The organism is Cognaticolwellia aestuarii (assembly GCF_002000025.1).
GTDB lineage: Bacteria > Pseudomonadota > Gammaproteobacteria > Enterobacterales > Alteromonadaceae > Cognaticolwellia > Cognaticolwellia aestuarii.
In genome coordinates, this window is record NZ_MUZV01000005.1 from 192,710 (window position 1) to 212,396 (window position 19,687).

Here is a 19,687-nt window from a genome sequence, read left to right on the forward strand (position 1 = left end):
TAAATTTCAAAATAGGAAAAACACAATACTGCTAATTATGGGGGTTTGTTTTTATGATTCAAGCACAAAAGTGAATCATTTGGGAAAAAGTCAACTTTACAAGCGAGTCAAATAGCGCGAAACTGCTGATAGTCCCCAATTACATTCCATATTATAAGCGCTGTATGAGTAACTTATACCAAACCATTGGCTTAATCGGTAAACCTAATCATGAAGGTGCTACCGCTACTATAGAAGCTTTACATCAGTATTTAACTGACCAAGACTATCAAGTGCTGGTCGAAAACTCAGTTGCCCAATCGGTAAATATTAACAACATTGCTACCGCATCACTGACCGGTATAGGTGAACAAGCCGATCTCGCTATTGTGATTGGCGGTGACGGTTATATGCTTGGTGCAGCACGTGTTTTATCTTGTTATAACGTTGGTGTAATCGGTGTCAACCGAGGCAACTTAGGTTTTCTTACTGATTTATCACCCGATGACTTAATTACGCCACTTGACGCCATCTTAAAAGGTAAGTCACGTGCAGAGCAACGCTTTATCATCGAAGCAGAAGTTTATCGCCATGGCAAACTTAAAAGTTCAAACAGTGCCGTGAACGAAGCCGTATTACATGCGGGTAAAGTCGCCAACATGATCGAGTTTGAAGTATATATTGATGATTGCTTTATGTTCAGCCAACGCTCTGACGGCCTCATTGTTTCAACACCTACAGGCTCAACCGCGTATTCAATGTCAGCAGGCGGACCTATTTTAACCCCGAACTTAAACGCATTGTCATTAGTGCCAATGTTTCCTCATACCTTAACAAGTAGACCCATAGTGGTCGACGGCAACAGCGAAATTAAATTAAAGCTTGCCAACGAGAACTATGAAAATTTACAAGTGAGCTGCGACGGCCATGTTATTTTAGCCGTAATGCCAGGTGATGAAGTTATCATTAAAAAAAGCGAATTCACTTTACGCTTAATTCACCCTTTAGATCACGACTACTTTAATGTTTTACGAAATAAGCTCGGTTGGGGTAATGAATTATACTAAGCTTGTTACCTGTTAATTAGCGGCTAGCCTGGGAAATCCAGACATGAGTTGAATGGGCAGAGCAATCGCTACCATATTCGTTTTGGACAAAAGCCTATTATCTGCAGCAAGCAACAGAAGAAAAACAGAAATAAAAATAAAAATGAAAATGAAAAGAAAAACCACATAACACCATCATCAGCGCACTAGCTTTTAAGTAGATACGAATATTATTTCGGTGTTAGAAAACAACTACTGCTTATGGTGATTCTACCTATCTAGGAACGTTAAAAACAAAGGTTCAGCACGCTTAAAAATGCGCTAAAAAGTCAATTTTAAGGCTTGCGAACCACCTCAGGGCGTGCTGTTAAGGCTGCTGTATACTTTGCTAGATAATAGCTCAAGTTGTTTTACTACCGCTTGTGGCTCTACAAAAAATATATCATGCTCTGTCGTTTTTGAGTAAGCGATAGTTGTATCCGTAGACATATTAGTATGCATATTTTCAATTGCTAACTTATACATAGCTGCCATTCTAAACCACACATCAGGATGCCAATTTTTTGATGGTACACTACCAATACTGTGACCATTTTTAGCCCACAGTAAAACAAAAGGTACGCTACCAAATGTACTCGTTTTTTTTAATTCAAGTTCATTTTTTTTGAGGTCAATCATAAATGGATTGTAAGTCGTGTTTTTAGGGTTATTAAATACTTCCAGCTCCAATAGCCTTTGTTCATTAATTGATTCAGCATACACCTCTAAATCCGGTTTCCATTTCGCGACCATATTATAATCTTGTCCGTATTGTGACGGATCAACTAATAATATTCCCTTTACATCATCTGGAAATAGATCATTGTAGAATCTAACAGGGTAAGAGCCTTTTGAGTGACCTATCATGATATATGGTGGTTTGACACCTGCGTTATTGAGTAATTCTTTTAGTCTAATTGCTGACTTTTTGTAACTATACGGCTCTGTGATGCGATCACTTTTCCCCATGCCTGCTCTGTCATAAACGCAAATCCTATGTTTACTTTTGACATCATTAATCACCTTGTTCCATTTACCCTGAGATCCATATCCGTTATAACCAGAACTCACAACTATGGACATCGCCGTTGGTCTCCCATAGCATTCAACATGCAGGCTCAAATCCCCAGCATTAAACTTTCCACTGAGCTCAGCGGTGCTTTCTTTCGCAGTAGCCACAGAGCTAATTAAAAAAATAATAAAAACAATACTTAATAATAATTTCATCCATAAACCTTATTTTGACTCAAAACTTGTGAGAAGCCCTCCTCCCCCAATAACGAGCTAAGTAGTAGTTGGCTATACTTGTCAGCGAAGTAAAACATAGCAACTTTTACGTATCCATGTCGATTTTCTTGTTAAAGCGCTACAATTTATTGCCAAAATATAATAGGTATCTGCCCCCAAGCAGCCAATACTAAACAAAACTGTATAGACATCATGAACGATGCAATATCCAATTTTATTAGCTTACTTTGCAACTTTCCTCTTAAAGAAATCCATAAAGAAAATAAAAGCGTTATTGGCAAAAGCCCCGATAAAAAAGCCAAACAAATACTTGCCGCAGTAATATCACCAAACTTTAGAAAGGATTGATTAGCATAGAGGTAAATAGGTAAGCTAAATAGTGCAAGGTTTATAAACACCCATTTAATGCGCCTTAAGCCATCTTTATCGCGTTTAAAAATCCTAATTACACCTATTAACAAGATATATATCAGCCCAATTAGCCCAAAAATTAAACTTACCCAGTAAAGCACTAGCGTTATACCAGAAGCTTTTTGAAACGTTTTAAGCCCATCACTAATAAACACTCGACTTTCTTCATTAGAGTAAACAACATGAGAAGCTTGTGTTCTGTGAACATCTCGAAATAAGCTTTCGTTAATTTGAAGCAATTGCCTATCAGCATTTTGCAAAGACTTAATGAGAAGATGATCGTTTGATTGTTCTAACCAAATAAAATTGAAAAGCATATCAATAAACTCAAACTCAGCCATATTATTTGGCGATGGTAAGTAAATGCCTTGCAACCTTGATAGCTCAACTCCTTTACCCATAGGCTCTGTAATTTTCGCAGGAGTTAAACTTAATCTATTGATAAATAATTTATTAAACTTTTCATAGTCAGTAGTTTCGTTATCAGTGTTAGTAGCATAAAAAAATCCCTTGTTTTCATCAGGAAAAAGGCAAATATAGGCTCTAAATCCAAATGTTGTGCCGGGGTGACACATACCAAGCACGTTATGCCGATCTCTCTTAGCAAACGCTAATCCATGCCCAATATTCAGGCCTGCTATATGTGCTTCAGTGCCTAAAGGCTCAGTAAGCATATTCATATGTTCAGGGCGCACAAAGCCTTCACCATTTACCTTGCCATCACCCAACACAAACATCATAAACTTAGCCATATCAGGCGCTGTTGTTGTGAATTGTCCAGCTGGCCTTAAATAACTAGGCACAGCCGATTGAGCAACATTATTTTCATAATAGCCCATCGCCAATAATGGATCGGCAAACTGTCCTCGTTGGCTGATAAACGCAAAGCTACTATCATGCATTTCTAAAGGAGTTAAAAGGTTAACATCAAGAAAATATTCGTACCGCTCGTTAGTGACAGCTTCTATAACCATCGCAAGCAAGGTATAGCCCATATTGGAATATGAGTATTGTGTGCCTGGTTCTGTTCTAATCTTTAATAGGTTGTGTTGGCTTGACTCAAAAGCTTCTTCTAATGGTGTATTTGGCAAAGGTTTAGTGCTTAATAATTGCCACATCCGAATGTTGTCTAATCCAGAAGTATGATCGAGTAAGTTTTTGACCTTGATAGGTGAGCGATCGCTCCAAGCGTTGTCAAAATTTAATTCCGACAGTAATGATTCAACATTAGTGTCTAACGTGAGTCTCTCTTCGAATATTAAATGAAGAACGCCCATTGCCAGTACTGATTTGGTAACAGAGCCTACATGCATTTTTTGCGCAGGCGTCATAGGTTCAAACGTTGAAATATTTGCATAACCCGCACTACCAACCTCAATATGTCCATTTGAAATTGTTGACCAAGATAGTCCGACAATATTTTCATTTTCGAGAGTATTGTTGATTTGGCTTTCAATATGAATATCGCTTTTGGCATAAGCAATATTTAATAAAAATAAAACTAAAAATAATGATAATGATAATGATAATATTTTTTGGAACATCAACTTCTCAGTATACAACTAGCGCTTCAACGCTGTTTTAGGCGGCAAATTACAGTTGCCTAAAATAAGTGAGGCATGAACAAAAGCCATTGTAATTTATCAGACTTGAAAACCCTTGTTAGAGGAATACTACTCTATAGATTTTTCTATCCATTTTTTGAAATATGAAATGCGAGAATAGTTTTCAATTACCCCATATTTAGCTTCTTGCCATTTTGTTGGCTCTGCATTTTGCCATGAACTAACGCCCACAATATAAAGTCGATTATTAATTTTAAGTAGTGCTGGTCCACCAGAGTCCCCTGGACCACTAATACCCTCTAATGCCAAAGAGCCTTGTTCACTATCAAACTTAAACCGAATCCACTGCCCAGAAGTTTCCGTGACAACATTTTGCGCTGCCCTTAAACGATCATCAGCACCGACAACTCCTACTTCACCAGTGCCAAAGTCCCCGCGACCGATAAACGTTAAAGTTTTATGAAGTTCATCCTCTTTGTCATATAAAACGACAGTTTCACTATTAGGGATAATCGATTGTAACTGGACAAGAGCGATATCATTCGGAAATTGCTTATCATTCCATTCTGGGTGTTTAACAACTTTCTTTATCTTGTAGTAAGAATCTTTAAATCTGACTTTTCCATCAATTAACAAATAATTGGCAACATGAGCAGCCGTAATTACCCAATCTTCTGCAATTATAGTCCCGGTTCCTTCGACAATTTCTTTATCTTGATAATTTCCGTAAAAGGTAACTATCGATTTATTATTCTTTGCAAACTCTAAGTATTTAGACTCATCTACATCATGCCTCATTATTATTGCACTTGATGGAAATGATAAAATAAATAGGATTAAGAAACTCCATTTCATGAATTATTCCTCTAACAACTTAATAGGAGGCAACTTGCCTCTTTTACAGAGAAAAAGTTTCCACCTTATTTATTTTACATATTAATAACAAACCCTTGCAGCTAATACCACCTCTTAGCTACAGATAAACACAACGTTCTGTTTTTAGACAAAATGAGGCAACTTGCCTGATTTTGTGACTAGGGGGCTATGAAAAGTAAGGGGGTACAAAATACAATTTAAATAGACTAAATGTGAGCACAAAGGTGCTTGCCTTAATAATAAATTCGACAGATATGCTAATTTATCCCTAAAGAAGCCTGATGCATAAATTAATGATTTAAGTTGGGTTTTGAGCTATTTAATTTAAGATAGATAGATTAAATTCAGTGTTAATAAATATAATTTATCTATGCTGAATTTTTAATTTTTTAAACTAAAACCCACACAAAACAAATAAAGTTGCAAACATAGCTTGAAAAAAAACCAGATACTGTATAAATTACCAGTATCTGGTTTTTTGGTTATTACACGTTAATCGCACATGGCTGCGATAACATTGTGAGGCAACTATGTTACTGCAACTCAACATTCAAAATTTTGCTATTGTGCGTTCACTCGACATTGACTGGCAGCAAGGCATGACAACTATTACCGGTGAAACCGGTGCTGGTAAATCGATTGCCATTGATGCTTTAGGCTTATGCTTAGGCGATCGCGCCATAACCAATGTTGTTAGACCAAACTGTAAAAAAGCTGAACTCGCCGCAACCTTCGATACCAGCGGCAATAAGTTAGCAAAAAAATGGCTAAAAAAGCACGACATGTTACTCGATAATGAGTGCATTCTTCGTCGCATAATTTCTGCTGAAGGTCGCTCAAAAGCATATATCAATGGTAGCCAAGTACCATTAGCACAATTGAAAGAAATTGGGCAATTACTGATTAATATTCATGGTCAACATGACCATCAACTAATTGTAAAATCACACGAACAACGAAATATTCTTGATGCTTATGCCAGCCATCAACATTTACTTGATGCGGTAAAATATTATTATCATCAATGGCGTGAACTCAGCCAAGAAGCGAAACTATTGCAAGAAAGTAAGCTACAGCGTGAAGCCAAACAACAATTGCTACAATATCAAGTTGATGAACTGAATGAGTTTTCATTGCAGCCTGAAGAATTTGAAAGCTTAGAAGTTGATTATCAACGCCAAAGCAATGGCCAACATATATTAAGCCAAACGTTAATCGCTGTGCAGCAATTATCAGAGGATGAACAATTTAACGTGGTAGATGGTTTACGTCACAGTAGTGAACAAATTGCATCTTTAGGTAACTACGACCCCGCTTTAAAAGCTATAGCCGAGCAGCTAAACGAAGCCCTGATTCAAGTTGAAGACGCCAGCCAAGAAATCAAGCATTATTACGAAAGTCTTGAATTAGACCCACAAGCTTATTCGTTAATTGAAGAACGTTATTCTACCGCGGTGTTATTGGCGAAAAAGCACCAAGTAGCGCCTAATGCCCTGGCTGACTTCCATCAACAATTATTGCAAGAATTAGCATTATTTAGCTCTGATGAAACACGCTTAGTACAAATTAATGACGATATCGATGCCGCAAAACAAAAATATCAAGAAGCAGCACAAGCATTGTCAGAATCAAGAAGTAAAGCCGCGGTAAAACTCAGTAAACTGATCAGTAAGAGTATGGCCGAGTTAAATATGCCGCATGGTAAATTTCACATCGATATCTACCAAGATAAACAGCAAAGTTTATCTGTTAATGGTAACGACAGTGTTAGTTACCTCGCCAGTTTGAACCCAGGGCAAGCGCTTGAAGCCATGAATAAAGTTGCATCAGGCGGAGAGCTTTCTCGAATAAGCCTAGCAATGCAAGTTATTCTCGCTGATAAAATCATTACTCCAACCTTAATATTCGATGAAGTTGACGTAGGCATCAGTGGCCCCACCGCCGCTATGGTTGGCAAAAAACTACAGCAACTAGCTAAAAATACGCAGGTTATTTGTGTTACTCACTTACCGCAGGTAGCAAGTAAAGGTCACCAACAACTTTTTGTTGCTAAATTAACTGATGGAGAGCACACCGAAACTACAGTTACGGAACTTTCTAACGATGGTCGCGTCCAAGAAATTGCCCGTTTGCTCGCCGGTGATAAAATTACCGAAAATAGCTTGGCCAACGCGCAAGAATTACTTGCCGGATAAAAAAATTACTGCAAGCGGGTGAAATAAACTAAAAATTATTTTGTATCTCTTAGCCTGCTTCGCTATTATCCCCGTTCAAACTAAAAAGGATAAATATAATTACCATGTTGTTTAGAGTATTAGCTATTGTTATCGCCCTATCTGTCTCAGCCTGTTCAAGTTGGGTTTATCGCATCGATATTCCACAAGGTAACTACCTAGAACAGAAAGACATCGATAAACTTCAAATTGGCATGACAAAAGAGCAAGTAAAATTTGTCTTGGGTAGCCCTGTTGTTGAAGACACTTTCAACAAAGATATTTGGCACTATGTTTATCGTTTTAAGTCAGGTAAAAGTGAAGAGTTTGACACAAAAAAACAATTTACTATCATTTTCGATGACAATAAAGTTGTTAATGCTGAAGGTGATTTTGAATTACCAGAAAGCTATTATGTACCTATGATTAACTAGGTTTAAAGCCTAAGTGAAATAAAACTGTCTATGAAAGTTGTCGTTTTAACTTCAACATAAACGTTAAATAAATTCGAATTGAATATAAAGCATGGCTATTTATAGCCATGCTTTTTTATTAACTGCTTTGGTATAACAACGTTTGTTTAAACCCTAGTTTGCCTTACTTCTACGTGGGTCAACTCGCCCGCCTGTAATTTTATCAGCGCGGCCTTCTTCTTTTGCTTTTTCAGCTCTGCGCTTACGCACCTCTTTCGGATCCGCAAGTAAAGGACGGTAAACTTCAATACGGTCTAAGTCTTTTACCATATCAGTTAATTTAGCAGCGCGATTCCAAATACCAACATTATTAACGGTTAGATCTATCTCGGGAAACTCTTCAATAATACCTGACGATAAAATTGCTTGCTCTATGGTTGTATTAGGCCCTACCTGGCAGCTGATAATTTCCTGTCTCGTAGGTGTACCATAAACCACTTCAATAGATAGCTGTTCTAATACGTCATTATCTTCATTCATCACTTCTTCACTCATAGTCAGTTAAAGCTTTATTTACCTGTATAACAGCTGCTAACCGTAGATTTCTTTAGCGCGCTGCGTAAAGGCTTGCACCATATTATTGGCTAAATGATTAAATACACGACCAAAAGCTAGATCAAACATTTTATTGGAAAACTCGTAATCTAAATTCAATTCAATTTTGCAAGCATCATCTGATAGTGCTTTTAATTGCCAGCCACCAACCAACTGTTTAAATGGCCCATCGACTAAATTCATTTTTACTTCTTGATTGTTAACCAAAGTGTTTTCCGTGGTAAACCATTTTTTTAAACCACCTTTAGATACCAACAACGCAGCGGTCATCGAGTGCTCATCTTGGGCAATAATTTTACTGTCACTACAGTCTGGTAAAAATTTTGGGTAGGCAAGCACATCATTAATTAAATAATACATATCTTCTACACTGTGCATCACTAATGCACTACGGCTTATTTTTGGCATTCACCCTCCAATTCTCAAGGGCGCTATCATAGCAAATATCTTTAAAAAACACATTATTGGCAAAAATGATAAATAAGCCATTTAAATAACAACAATACTCCGTATAATGTTGGCGATTGCTATTTTTGGTAGTAAACAGAATGGAAATATAATGGCAAAGAAAAAAAAATCAACAAACAGTAATACTATTGCCCTGAATAAGAAAGCGCGTCACAACTATAACTTAACCGACAAATTTGAAGCCGGTATGAGTTTGCAAGGTTGGGAAATTAAAAGCATACGCAGTGGTAAGGTCAATATCTCTGACTGTTATGTTTTTGTAAAAGACCGCGAGGCTTATTTAGTCGGTGCAGAAATTATGCCGCTGAACGCCGCATCAAGTCACGTTGTGTGTGATCCTAACCGTTCGCGTAAGCTACTGCTAAACCGTCGAGAGCTTGATGTGCTTGCAGGTGCTGTTGACCGTGAAGGCTACTCACTCATTGCCACCGCAATGTATTGGAAAGCCTGTTGGGTGAAACTAGAGTTCTATCTAGGTAAAGGTAAAAAGGATCATGACAAGCGCGCTGATATAAAAGATCGTGAATGGGCTGTTGATAAAGGCCGTATCATGAAAAATAAAAACTTAGAGCGATAACTGGTTAAAAAATACCACGTTGTCTATTTAATCTAAGCGCTGTACAATGCGTGTTATAGGCTGAAATTAGCTTATAGAAAAAGAGTAAAACTTTGGGGCGGATCTAGGATTCGACAAGATTCACGAAACCCAAGGTGCATGCCGAGGGGCGGTTGGCCTCGTAAAAAGCCGCAAAACTATAATTGCAAACGACGAAACGTTCGCACTAGCCGCTTAGGCTAGCCATCGCCTCAAAAATTCTCCTATTGTTTAGAGGATCGATGGTCACCCCAAATAGGATAGCGAGGGAAGCACGCTTAAGGCTGAACCGCGAAATAGTATTAAGCTCACCATGACGAAGCCTGTCGGTTGGCGTCTAATTGGTTAAATAAATAATCGACTAAGCATGTAGTACCGAGGATGTAGGTTTTTTGGACGGGGGTTCGATTCCCCCCCGCTCCACCAAAATAAAGACCGTTTTTAGTCTACTCGTTATACCTAGTAACTTTTAGATTTGGCCATAGATTGGTAACAATCTATGATAAAAACCGCTTAATTGCGGTTTTTTTATGCCTGAAAAATATGCCTATCAACTGCGGACATAGTAGATAATACCCCAGGCTATTGACCTTTAACGAAACTATGAGATATTTTCAGTAGATACTACAAAACCAATTGATATTGAGTCTTAAAATGGACGTTAATTCAACTCAAACTCACCTCAATAAAAACCTGAATAAACCAGGCTTAAATAATAAAGATAACAATAATAATATCGTTATAAAAAATGCTTTAACGCCTCAAGATTCCCCAGCTATAGAAAGCAAAGAAACAACGGTCACACTGTCTCCTGAAGCGCTATCAAGGCATACTATTGATAAAAATCAAAACGCTAAAGCTTATCAAGCTAATAACGTTGACTATAAATCAGCCAAAGACGATTACCAGAAAAAAACCAACGATCTTCCGGTTGATTACAGAAAAATTAAAGTATTAAAGGACCGATTAAACGAAGAAATCAAAGCGCTGGAGACTGAAATATCAAGAATAAAAAGCTCAATGGCACTCAATAAAACGGAAATGGAGCAAAATATATCAGCATTAGAGCAACAAATTACCGCTAAAAGTTTAGCCCTAATCGAGGCAGGTAAAGAGTTTACACAAAAACTGAAAGAAGAGGAGCGCAGCCAGCTTATATCTCCAGAAAACGCGGCTGAAATGATGAGTTTTTTTAACTCATCCCCACCAAAAGACGTTCCATCATAACGTGCTAAACTGGTGGAGAGAGGCGTTTAATTGTTCACTCAATAACTACTACGACTAAACTATTGATGACTTAAATATGATATAGCTTTAATGACTTCTTCTGGATGCTGAAATACCGCCATATGGTGACTATTTAGCAACGGTAGATATTGCCCTCCCGAATTTTCACTGATAAATTGGCTCCATTGGCTGCCTTCTTGTTGCCATAACAATAAGCTATCAACATCTGATGCGTCGGCATTAGCAATATCAAAAGACTCAAAGTCAGTATCGATGACAGTAATAGGTACGTCAGTTGAAATACCATTGCCTTCAACAACAGCTAAATCATTATAATAGTTAATAATTTCTTTTGCTCTACTCACTTGTTTGTCAATATCACTGCGGCTTTGACTAATTAAGTCAAAATATTGCCAATCCATAACGTCCTTATTGCTGTCGCTGATAAGTGCACTAGCAGCAATACGTTCGTTTGCTATTTTATCATGTGTTTTTTTTGTCCAGTTGCCCTGTTGTATATGCTCTAGTAATACATCACCTTTCTCGCGATACCAAGAGACAGGCCAGTTTTGATAAAGGTTAATAGCGTGTGGTAACAAGATATCAGGGTCAATCCAAACCATCCCCTTCAGGTGACCTTCTACTTCAGAACGAGGTAAGCTCTGCCATAAATGCGCCAAAATGTTTGCACTAGAAAAGCTGACAATAATAAACTCTTCTTCATTAAGCATGCCAAGGGTTTTGTCTAGTGCGGGTGCGAACGATGCATAGGAAGGCTCTGCTACCATGCTACTAAAGCCATTTCCAAAGCGCTCAATGGCATGTACACGATGTGTTTTAGCAATTAGTGGCTGTAATAGTGAAAACCATGCGCTGTCACTATGATAATTTTGATTAAAGCCTGATAATAAAATAATGGCTGGTCCTGAATGCTCAAGCCCCATACTTCTTACATGCACATCTTTTTTATTGTTTTTATCAACACGGTACATTTTTGATTGGCTATCAATTTTAGTTTTACTTACGGAATCAAAAAAGCCAAGAATTTCACTTGTGGTATCAAAACTGTCAAAGCTCCAACGATGTCCACCACCTGCTATACCAATCAACTGATTGGTATGTAATTCATTTTTATAGATATGTTTAGAAAGGTCACCAACGGTTTCCAACTTTACATCAGTAAAAATATTATTTTCTTTGGCTATTATTGCAATTGCAGATTCACTTGGAATAAGGCCAAAATTCTTATCTGCCAGTCCTCTGTAGGGTAAAACCATATCAGCTCTGCCGTGTACCATCATATAATTGGTATTTTTTTTAATATTACACACTTGAGATAAGTGTACCGACATCGGCGAAGCCACCGAGGCAATCGCTTTAAATTGTAATTGACTGTTACACATAACGTTTTGTGCGAACAACCCACCTTGAGAAAAACCCACAGCATAAAGTTCGTTGTCAATAATATTATATTTACTCTTTACATCTGCAATCACATTTTCCACAAAACCTAGGTCATCAATGCCTAAGCGGTGAGGTTTATTACAGTTACAGCCTTCATTCCATTCCTCAACTTCTGACTGTGGGTATACCACAATATAATTGTCTGATGCCGCTTCGAGCGACACCATAGTTTGAAAGTTTTTTGCGATTTGACCAGAGCCATGAAAGGCAACTAAAAGTTTATAAGACTTGTTTTCATCAAAATTTTTACTGGGTGTGGCGACTAAATAACTTCGCTCGGCTATTCTTCCTAAAGCGGCTTCTTTTTGGGTTGATGTTGAGTCTTGTTTGGTACTGTTACAACCTGATAAAAAACATACTGCAACCACTAGGTTTAATAAAAAAAATAAATATCTAGGCATTTTTTTGCTCTTTTTTAACATGGGGCTTCAGCAAACCATGTATTACTGACAACGACCATAGTTCGAGCTTATGTTTTCATTATCTTTATGTTATGTTTACATAACCTTTAAAAATATAAAGTTATTTCAATACCATAGAGATTTTTATGACTGTTCAGATCGCCGATGTAACATTTGATGAAAAGAAGCGAATATTAAGAAAAGGCAGTCAAAGTCGTAACCTTGAGCCAAAAGTATTTAGCTTATTAACCGAGTTATTGCACGCAAATGGTCAAATTGTAACTCGTGATCAATTGATCGTGAGTGTGTGGAAAAACCGTATTGTTGGTGAAGGTGCAATTAATAGAACGGTGTCATTGCTGCGTTCACATTTCTCGGCTTTAACTGATGAAGATATTGTTGAAACTGTTCCAACGCAAGGTTATAGATTAATTGCTACTGTTGTTGAAATTTTAGCCCAACCGCCACTTGTAAATGAAGTCATTAGCACTAATACACAGCCTGTAAGTACACGCTCAAAGCACATCAAAACATCATATATTGTTGTCATAATAGCGCTGGTGATATTAATTTCACTCTCACTTTTTAGTTACTTCAGCCAAACAACAACAGCCACTAAAAAAAATGAATTATCGTTAATAAGTGGGCCATTAATTGGCTTAAAAGGTTGGGAGTATTTACCTTCAGCAACACAATCGGGCCAAAAAATATTGTTTCATCATTTAGATGCTAGCAAGCAACAGTCAGTTTACTTATACGATATAAAAACTCACAACAAACAAAAACTGTTAACTAATGCCTTAGCAGCGATCAATGCTGATGGTGAAAGTATTGTCTATAGCACGAATACAAATGGTGTATGCTCAATCGTCTTGTATAGAATTTTACCAGATAACACACACACATTATTTCCATGTGATGAGCCACCAACTAAATTAATTTGGGGCCAAAATGATACCTTTTACTTCAACAAGCGCTTTAGTAAATCACATCCATATCAGGTATTTAGCTATAATGTAAACACTAGCCGTTTGCAGCAAATTACCAAGCCTAGCAGTAGTAACAATACCAAAGGTGACTTCAACTTTGCCTACAATCAACAGAGTAATCAATTAGCGGTGGCGCGTTATATTAACGAGAAAAAGTCAAAAATCATTGTCATTGGTCAAGGTGAAAAGCGCACAGAACACACAGTAAACTTACCCGCTAAAAGCTTAGTTTGGCACCCAAATGAAAACGCTTTAGTTATTGCAGATAATCACAACTTGTATACTTTAGCGGCTGATGGACAACTTGCATTATTAAAGCAGTTAACACTAAAAATTAGTTCATTAGCAATTTTGCCAAGTAAAGCAGGAAATACATTATTAGTCAGTAGCTCCAATGTGATGAGCGAAATTGTAAAATATGATATCGCAGATCATAACAACGCTGTTTGGCAAGAAAGTGCACGAACAGAATTGTTACCACGTATGCAGGCTGACAGGAAGCTAGTATTATCAACACGTTATAAGAGCCACCACTGGTGGCAAATTGAAGGAGACAACGCTAAGTTAATTGATGTTGATTTTCCTTTTGATCTAGCATTTGTTCGTTACGAACTTTCTGCAGATGGCAAACGGTTATTATTCACTAAACATGATGCTGTATTTGAGTTAGATATTGATAAATTGTCCTATAAAAAGCTTTTTAATGAACCACATAAAAGTTACGTTGCTAACTATGACTCACGCAATAAGAATGATGTTATTTATAGTAGTAATCATTCAGGACAGTGGCAATTATGGCAATATCAACGCGCCACGGGAGAACATAGCCAACTCACTTATCGTGGTGGCTATAGCGGAAGAATAATAGGTCAGTATCTGTATTACTCTAAGTTTACCGTCGACGGCTTATGGCGTAAAAAACTTACAGAACCAAATGAAGAGTTAATTATTAAGGATTTTAGCCGAATAAATTGGCTTAACTGGCATGTTATTAATAACAAACTTTATTTTTATCGCGAAGCGACAGGGATCTGGCAATTTGATATCAATACTGACACTGAGCAACTGTTAATGGCAAAACCTGATAATTGGATTCATCAATATACGGTATCACCAGATCAGCAACATATATTTTGGGTACGCTTCAAACCCGTTGAAGGCGATATTTATCAATATACTTTTTAAGCAGCTGTTAGGCTAAATAGCGTGTCAAAAATTTCAAAATGTTAGCGATAGATATACCTGACTATTTCGCATAATTCGATAAGTGCTGCTTTTCGCCCTCGAACTAAAATAGCTTATCACGCGATAACGCCTAAAAAATATGGCTAATTAGGCTGCGTGTGTGTGTTAATATTGCTGATATCAATCTATTATTTTTACAATATTTTAGCCGCCTTATAACGGTAAAACATAGCTTACGATTTTCAATAAAATCTAACAGGAATGACCATAATGCAATTATCTTCAAAGCAAAAAAAAGCCACTATTAGTATTGTCTTACTGCTTGTTATTGCTGCTATTAGCTACTATATTTCTGAGCGAAAAGTAGTACTTCCAACAATGACGGTACAAGAGAAAAAAGCCAGATTTATCTCGTTAATCGTACCTGCCGTTGATCATGTTTACCAAGATCTGATGTCGCAATATGAAGATGTTAAAAGCACTATTGATAGCGGCAAAAATAATAGCGAAATTGAAAAACTAAAAACCGAATACAAAGCGTCAACTGATCGAGAACTACTAATGGCGCTAAAGCCACATCCTAAAAGCATTGCCATTGCACAAGCGGCAATGGAAAGTTCGTGGGCCACTTCTCGGTTTTTCTTAGAAGCTAACAATATCTTTGGTGTTTGGTCCTTCGATGAAAACGAGCCACGTATTGCCGCTTTAAAAAAGCGCGGCGATAAAACCATTTGGGTTAGAGAGTACGACTCTATCGAGCAGTCTGTTTATGATTATTACCGCACTTTAGCGCGTGGCAATGCATTTAAAGAGTTTAGAAAAGCTACCATGAAAACCGATGATCCCCACGTACTTGTCACTAAGTTAGATCGCTATTCTGAAAAAGGCAGTGTGTACGGTAAAGAACTTAGCGCTATCATTAAATTCAATCACTTTGATGATTATGATAACGACGATATGATCACTGCTGAAGAAGCAGAAGCTGATATTGAAACTACCGAAGTCGAAGGTGATATGGAATAACCTATTTTCACATTGGGTAACATAACGCAGCCATCGATAAGAAAACACTCAAATATCGCTCGAATATCATACAGTTTAATAATTTTAACTTCTATACTAAAATATAAGTCTGTTTAAAGCTTATATACCCAAACCTAAATAACAGTCTGTTAACTAAATACACTTTATGACTAACAGCACGTACTACTGCTCAGTGGAGCAAGCGTGAAATAGCAACACTTTAAGCGCTCAGCAAGCTCCGTTAGCCATTCACTGTTCGATAATTATTTCAAGCATAACAGCCTGTGTAATAGAAGGGAGATGCAATGGAGCAATTAACTCAACTTATCTATGTTAGCTCAGCAAAAAAGTTGCTCTGCGAAGAAGAGTTAAACGACATGCTAACGCAAGCAAGGAAAGCCAATAAAAAACACCATATAACGGGCTTATTACTCTACCAAGATGGCAACTTTATGCAGGTTATTGAAGGTGAAGCAGAAAAAATAGAGCAGTTATTTACTAATATTAGTGAAGACTATAGGCATTCGGGTATTATTTTACTTTTAAAACAAGCAATTACACGGCGTGAATTTCCTGACTGGTCAATGGCATTCAAAAAACTATCACCAACAACACCAACTGGTTTCTCTGATTTTTTATCGTCGAAAAGAAACAATGGTTTACAGCCTGGAAATGCAAAAATCGTGCTGCTAAGTTTTAAAGATAAATAATGTATAGCTGAAACAATAATAGTTAAACTTAATTTAGTGCACTGACAACAGGCTGTTTACACAGCCTGTTTCATCAAGTTAATTCACAATAATACTGAGTATTATTTTTCCCCCGTTACCGCTTCAGCTGATAACATTAGCTGATAATGAGGTATTCAGGCAGCAATAGCACTAAGCCGAGTACTAACAACTGCATCAGTATAAATGGAATCACACCTTTATAAATTGTCGTGGTTTTAAATGACGGCGGTGCTACCCCTTTGAGGTAAAACAAACTAAAGCCAAATGGCGGTGTTAAAAACGAAGTTTGTAAATTCATCGTGATCAAAATAGCAAACCAAATCAAGTCGATATCTAATGCGAGTGCGACAGGTGTTAAAATAGGTACCACCAAAAACGCAATTTCAATAAAGTCGATAAAAAAGCCAAGAATTAATATCGCCAACATCGCCAATAAGATAAAAGTCCACTTCTCGCCAGGTAACTCTAAAAAGAACTCTTCAACAATATACTCGCTACCTGAGTAGCTAAATACCATAGAGAACGCTGTTGCACCAATAAGTACAGCAAAAATCATTGATGTCACTTTTACGGTTTCTTTTGATACTGCATTTATTTTTGCAAATGACAGTGACCGATAAAATAGTGCCAACACTAACGAGCCAACAGCACCAATCGCCGCAGACTCAGTTGGTGTAGCAACACCAGTAAAAATAGAACCTAATACAGTGACAATAAGCAACAGCGGAGGCACAATATCTTTCATCGCTTGCACGAGTAACTCACGTTTACTTTCAGTAACTTCCATCGGCGGGCAGTAATGTGGTTTGAATTTACCAAGCACTAAAATATAAATCGTGTACACCACAATTAATAAGAAACCGGGCAACACGGCAGCCTTGAATAAATCTCCAACGGGCACCCCCATCACATCACCCAAGATAATTAAAATAATCGATGGTGGAATTATTTGACCTAAAGTACCCGACGCACAAATAACACCTGCTGCCGTTGGTTGATGATAGTTATTTTTTAACATGACCGGTAAAGAAATAACGCCCATTGCCACAACACTTGCCCCTACTACACCAGTAGACGCAGCAAGCAATGCCCCAACAATAATAGTTGATATAGCAACACCGCCTGCCATGCTGCCAAATAATTTTGCGGCTGATTCAAGTAAACGCTCAGCTAGGCCAGTTTTTTGTAGCACAATGCCCATAAATACAAACATTGGAATAGCCATTAAGGTGGTGTTTTCCATAACACTCATAATGCGATATGGCATAAAAGCAAACAGATCCATACCTAAGGCTAGTACCCCAACAATCACAGAGACACCGGCAAAAGTGAATGCAACAGAGTAGCCAAAAAATAGAAACAGTAAAGCAATTAAAAATAACATTAAGCCTGTCATTATTTTGCTCCCTGTTGATTATCAGTTGAGTCGAGTAGCACTTGTATTTGCTCTAAAGTGACATAAAGAATACAAAGCATAAGGAAAATGGCAGAAGCAGGAATAATACTTCTAACAATCCAGCGATGTGGTAAACCACCAGGGTCTGCGCTGCCCTCACCCATCTGATAGGCTTCAAGGGTATAGTCCCAACTGAAATAAAGAATTAATAAGGTAAACGGTAAGGCAAAAAGCACAGAGCCAACCAAATTGATAATTGCTTGCTTTTTCTTTGATAGTTGATCGTAAATTACGTCAACCCGCACATGACCATCCTCTTTTAACGTATAGCCAATACCAAACATAAACATTGCCGCAAATAAGTGCCACTCAAGCTCTTGCATTGCAATGCTAACGTCATTAAAAAAATAACGCATCACTACATCGTAAAAAACATTGAGTATCATCAAGATCATAACAATGCTGCATAGGTTACCAATAGTATCAATAATGCTTCTTAGTGGCGTTAGTATAAACTTCATAAATATGCCTTTTCATAACCAAAATAGATATAACGGCGAATGGCTCACCGTTATATTTTTTATACATAAAACTCTAGCTGAAAATAAAAGGCGCTTTGCAGCGCCCAATAATGAGTTAGCTTACTTCTCTTCGAAATTGTCTAGATAAGCTTTGTCTGAAAAGTTAGTCCATGCACGGGCATCTTTTTGATAGTTGTGAATTGAATCAAGAATTTCTTTTGTTTTAGGATCTTTCGCTGCAAACTCATTTAACAATTCGTCATTAGCTTTACGAATTGCTGCCATAACAGGCTTAGGGAAAGTGCGAATTTTTACATTAGGAAAGTCTTTTTGAATAGTTGCTAAGTTCTTGCTACTTTCATGTGTAGATTGTGTATACATATCATATGCAGCTAACTTCATTGCTGCTTTCAATATTTTTTGTAAATCTTTTGGTAACTTGTCATACGCTTTTTGATTAACCATAAACTGTAATTCAGTTGCAGGTTCTTGCCAGCCGGTATAGTAAAAAGGGGCAATTTTATGGAAGCCCATGCGTAAATCTAATGATGGACCAACCCACTCTAAAGCATCGATAGTATTACGTTCAAGTGCTGTGTAAAGCTCGCCTGAAGCAATATTAGTCGGTTTCGCACCTAGCTTAGCTAGTACTTCGCCAGCAAAGCCTGGTATGCGCATTTTTAAACCTTGAAGGTCTTCTACTGTTTTAATTTCTTTGCGGAACCAGCCACCCATTTGGTTACCTGTATTGCCACCTGGGAATGACATAATGCCATATTTGTCATATACCGATTTCATCAACTCCATACCACCGCCATGATAAAACCAAGCATTTTGCTCAGCGGTAGTCATACCAAAAGGTACGGTAGTAAAAAACATGGTATTAAAGTCTTTACCTTTCCAATAATACGACGCTGAATGGCCCATTTGATACTGGCCACTTTTTACAAAATCGAAAATTCCTAGTGCTGATTTATGTTTATTGGCTGAATCAATACGAATAATAAAGCGGCCGTTCGACATTTCCTTCACTAAACGCGCCATATTTTTTGATGAGTCACCAAATACAGGAAAATTTGGTCCCCAAGTTTCAGCTAAGCGCCACATAACTCTTTTACCCTCAGCAGCTGATGACAGCCCTGAAAACACCAATGACACTAAAACAAGTGCTTTTAACAATGTTGATTTTGACATCTTTTGTTCCCCAATTTTCTGCAGTTTTTATTTACTGCTTATAAATGTACGAACACTTTTGCACAATTACTGCTTAAAAACTATTCGT

The 19,687-nt window shown here is 37.5% G+C and carries 17 protein-coding genes and 1 other RNA gene; 9 read left to right on the forward strand and 9 right to left on the reverse strand.

The window, feature by feature from the left end; genetic code table 11:
* Positions 1 to 164 precede the first annotated feature (164 nt).
* Complete coding sequence (gene nadK / locus B0169_RS09490; RefSeq protein ID WP_077285733.1) at positions 165 to 1,046, forward strand: NAD(+) kinase; 882 nt, start codon at positions 165 to 167, stop codon at positions 1,044 to 1,046.
* A 333-nt stretch (positions 1,047 to 1,379) separates the two neighbouring features.
* Here nadK and B0169_RS09495 read toward each other — a convergent pair whose 3' ends face one another.
* The 3 genes from B0169_RS09495 to B0169_RS09505 form a co-directional block, all read right to left on the reverse strand.
* Positions 1,380 to 2,291, reverse strand: a complete 912-nt coding sequence (locus B0169_RS09495; protein WP_077285734.1) for an alpha/beta fold hydrolase — start codon at positions 2,289 to 2,291, stop codon at positions 1,380 to 1,382.
* Between the two features lie 146 nt (positions 2,292 to 2,437).
* Positions 2,438 to 4,267 (reverse strand): serine hydrolase domain-containing protein, encoded by a 1,830-nt coding sequence (locus B0169_RS09500; protein WP_077285735.1) that lies wholly within the window; start codon positions 4,265 to 4,267, stop codon positions 2,438 to 2,440.
* A 129-nt stretch (positions 4,268 to 4,396) separates the two neighbouring features.
* Positions 4,397 to 5,143, reverse strand: coding sequence for a S1 family peptidase (locus B0169_RS09505; RefSeq protein WP_077285736.1), 747 nt, complete (start codon positions 5,141 to 5,143; stop codon positions 4,397 to 4,399).
* 551 nt (positions 5,144 to 5,694) lie between these two features.
* Between B0169_RS09505 and recN the strand changes: the two genes are divergently transcribed.
* Positions 5,695 to 7,359 carry a DNA repair protein RecN gene (recN, locus tag B0169_RS09510; RefSeq protein WP_077285737.1) on the forward strand — a complete coding sequence of 555 codons (1,665 nt, stop codon included), beginning with the start codon at positions 5,695 to 5,697 and terminating at the stop codon, positions 7,357 to 7,359.
* 104 nt (positions 7,360 to 7,463) lie between these two features.
* Positions 7,464 to 7,811 (forward strand): outer membrane protein assembly factor BamE, encoded by a 348-nt coding sequence (locus B0169_RS09515; protein ID WP_077285738.1) that lies wholly within the window; start codon positions 7,464 to 7,466, stop codon positions 7,809 to 7,811.
* Positions 7,812 to 7,964: 153 nt separating this feature from the next.
* Here B0169_RS09515 and B0169_RS09520 read toward each other — a convergent pair whose 3' ends face one another.
* Together B0169_RS09520 and B0169_RS09525 are read right to left on the reverse strand one after the other, a co-directional pair.
* Positions 7,965 to 8,345 carry an RnfH family protein gene (locus B0169_RS09520; RefSeq protein WP_077285739.1) on the reverse strand — a complete coding sequence of 127 codons (381 nt, stop codon included), beginning with the start codon at positions 8,343 to 8,345 and terminating at the stop codon, positions 7,965 to 7,967.
* A 36-nt stretch (positions 8,346 to 8,381) separates the two neighbouring features.
* Positions 8,382 to 8,813 carry an SRPBCC family protein gene (locus tag B0169_RS09525; protein ID WP_077285740.1) on the reverse strand — a complete coding sequence of 144 codons (432 nt, stop codon included), beginning with the start codon at positions 8,811 to 8,813 and terminating at the stop codon, positions 8,382 to 8,384.
* 151 nt (positions 8,814 to 8,964) lie between these two features.
* Here B0169_RS09525 and smpB point away from each other — a divergent pair, with 151 nt between their 5' ends.
* The 3 genes from smpB to B0169_RS09540 all read left to right on the forward strand — a co-directional run bounded on the left by smpB (position 8,965) and on the right by B0169_RS09540 (position 10,695).
* Complete coding sequence (gene smpB, locus B0169_RS09530; RefSeq protein ID WP_077285869.1) at positions 8,965 to 9,450, forward strand: SsrA-binding protein SmpB; 486 nt, start codon at positions 8,965 to 8,967, stop codon at positions 9,448 to 9,450.
* A 94-nt stretch (positions 9,451 to 9,544) separates the two neighbouring features.
* Positions 9,545 to 9,894: a transfer-messenger RNA gene (ssrA, locus tag B0169_RS09535) on the forward strand.
* Between the two features lie 228 nt (positions 9,895 to 10,122).
* Positions 10,123 to 10,695 carry a hypothetical protein gene (locus tag B0169_RS09540; protein WP_077285741.1) on the forward strand — a complete coding sequence of 191 codons (573 nt, stop codon included), beginning with the start codon at positions 10,123 to 10,125 and terminating at the stop codon, positions 10,693 to 10,695.
* Positions 10,696 to 10,754: 59 nt separating this feature from the next.
* Here B0169_RS09540 and B0169_RS09545 read toward each other — a convergent pair whose 3' ends face one another.
* Positions 10,755 to 12,560 (reverse strand): alpha/beta hydrolase, encoded by a 1,806-nt coding sequence (locus B0169_RS09545; RefSeq protein ID WP_085328654.1) that lies wholly within the window; start codon positions 12,558 to 12,560, stop codon positions 10,755 to 10,757.
* Between the two features lie 146 nt (positions 12,561 to 12,706).
* On the opposite strand from B0169_RS09545, the gene B0169_RS09550 reads away from it, so the two are divergent.
* From B0169_RS09550 to B0169_RS09560, 3 genes are all read left to right on the forward strand, one after another.
* The gene (locus B0169_RS09550; RefSeq protein WP_077285743.1) at positions 12,707 to 14,734 is read left to right on the forward strand and encodes a DUF5050 domain-containing protein; all 2,028 of its coding nucleotides are present in this window, start codon (positions 12,707 to 12,709) and stop codon (positions 14,732 to 14,734) included.
* A gap of 270 nt (positions 14,735 to 15,004) precedes the next feature.
* The gene (locus B0169_RS09555) at positions 15,005 to 15,757 is read left to right on the forward strand and encodes a glucosaminidase domain-containing protein (RefSeq protein ID WP_077285744.1); all 753 of its coding nucleotides are present in this window, start codon (positions 15,005 to 15,007) and stop codon (positions 15,755 to 15,757) included.
* A gap of 305 nt (positions 15,758 to 16,062) precedes the next feature.
* Complete coding sequence (locus B0169_RS09560; RefSeq protein WP_077285745.1) at positions 16,063 to 16,467, forward strand: BLUF domain-containing protein; 405 nt, start codon at positions 16,063 to 16,065, stop codon at positions 16,465 to 16,467.
* A gap of 136 nt (positions 16,468 to 16,603) precedes the next feature.
* Here the strand turns inward: B0169_RS09560 and B0169_RS09565 are convergent, their stop codons facing one another.
* The 3 genes from B0169_RS09565 to B0169_RS09575 all read right to left on the reverse strand — a co-directional run bounded on the left by B0169_RS09565 (position 16,604) and on the right by B0169_RS09575 (position 19,599).
* Positions 16,604 to 17,884 carry a TRAP transporter large permease gene (locus tag B0169_RS09565; protein WP_077285746.1) on the reverse strand — a complete coding sequence of 427 codons (1,281 nt, stop codon included), beginning with the start codon at positions 17,882 to 17,884 and terminating at the stop codon, positions 16,604 to 16,606.
* The gene (locus tag B0169_RS09570) at positions 17,884 to 18,405 is read right to left on the reverse strand and encodes a TRAP transporter small permease subunit (protein ID WP_235838535.1); all 522 of its coding nucleotides are present in this window, start codon (positions 18,403 to 18,405) and stop codon (positions 17,884 to 17,886) included. Before B0169_RS09570 ends, B0169_RS09565 begins: the two co-directional genes overlap by 1 nt.
* A gap of 120 nt (positions 18,406 to 18,525) precedes the next feature.
* Entirely contained in the window at positions 18,526 to 19,599 is a 1,074-nt protein-coding gene (locus B0169_RS09575) for a TRAP transporter substrate-binding protein (RefSeq protein WP_077285747.1), read from the reverse strand.
* Positions 19,600 to 19,687 lie beyond the last annotated feature (88 nt).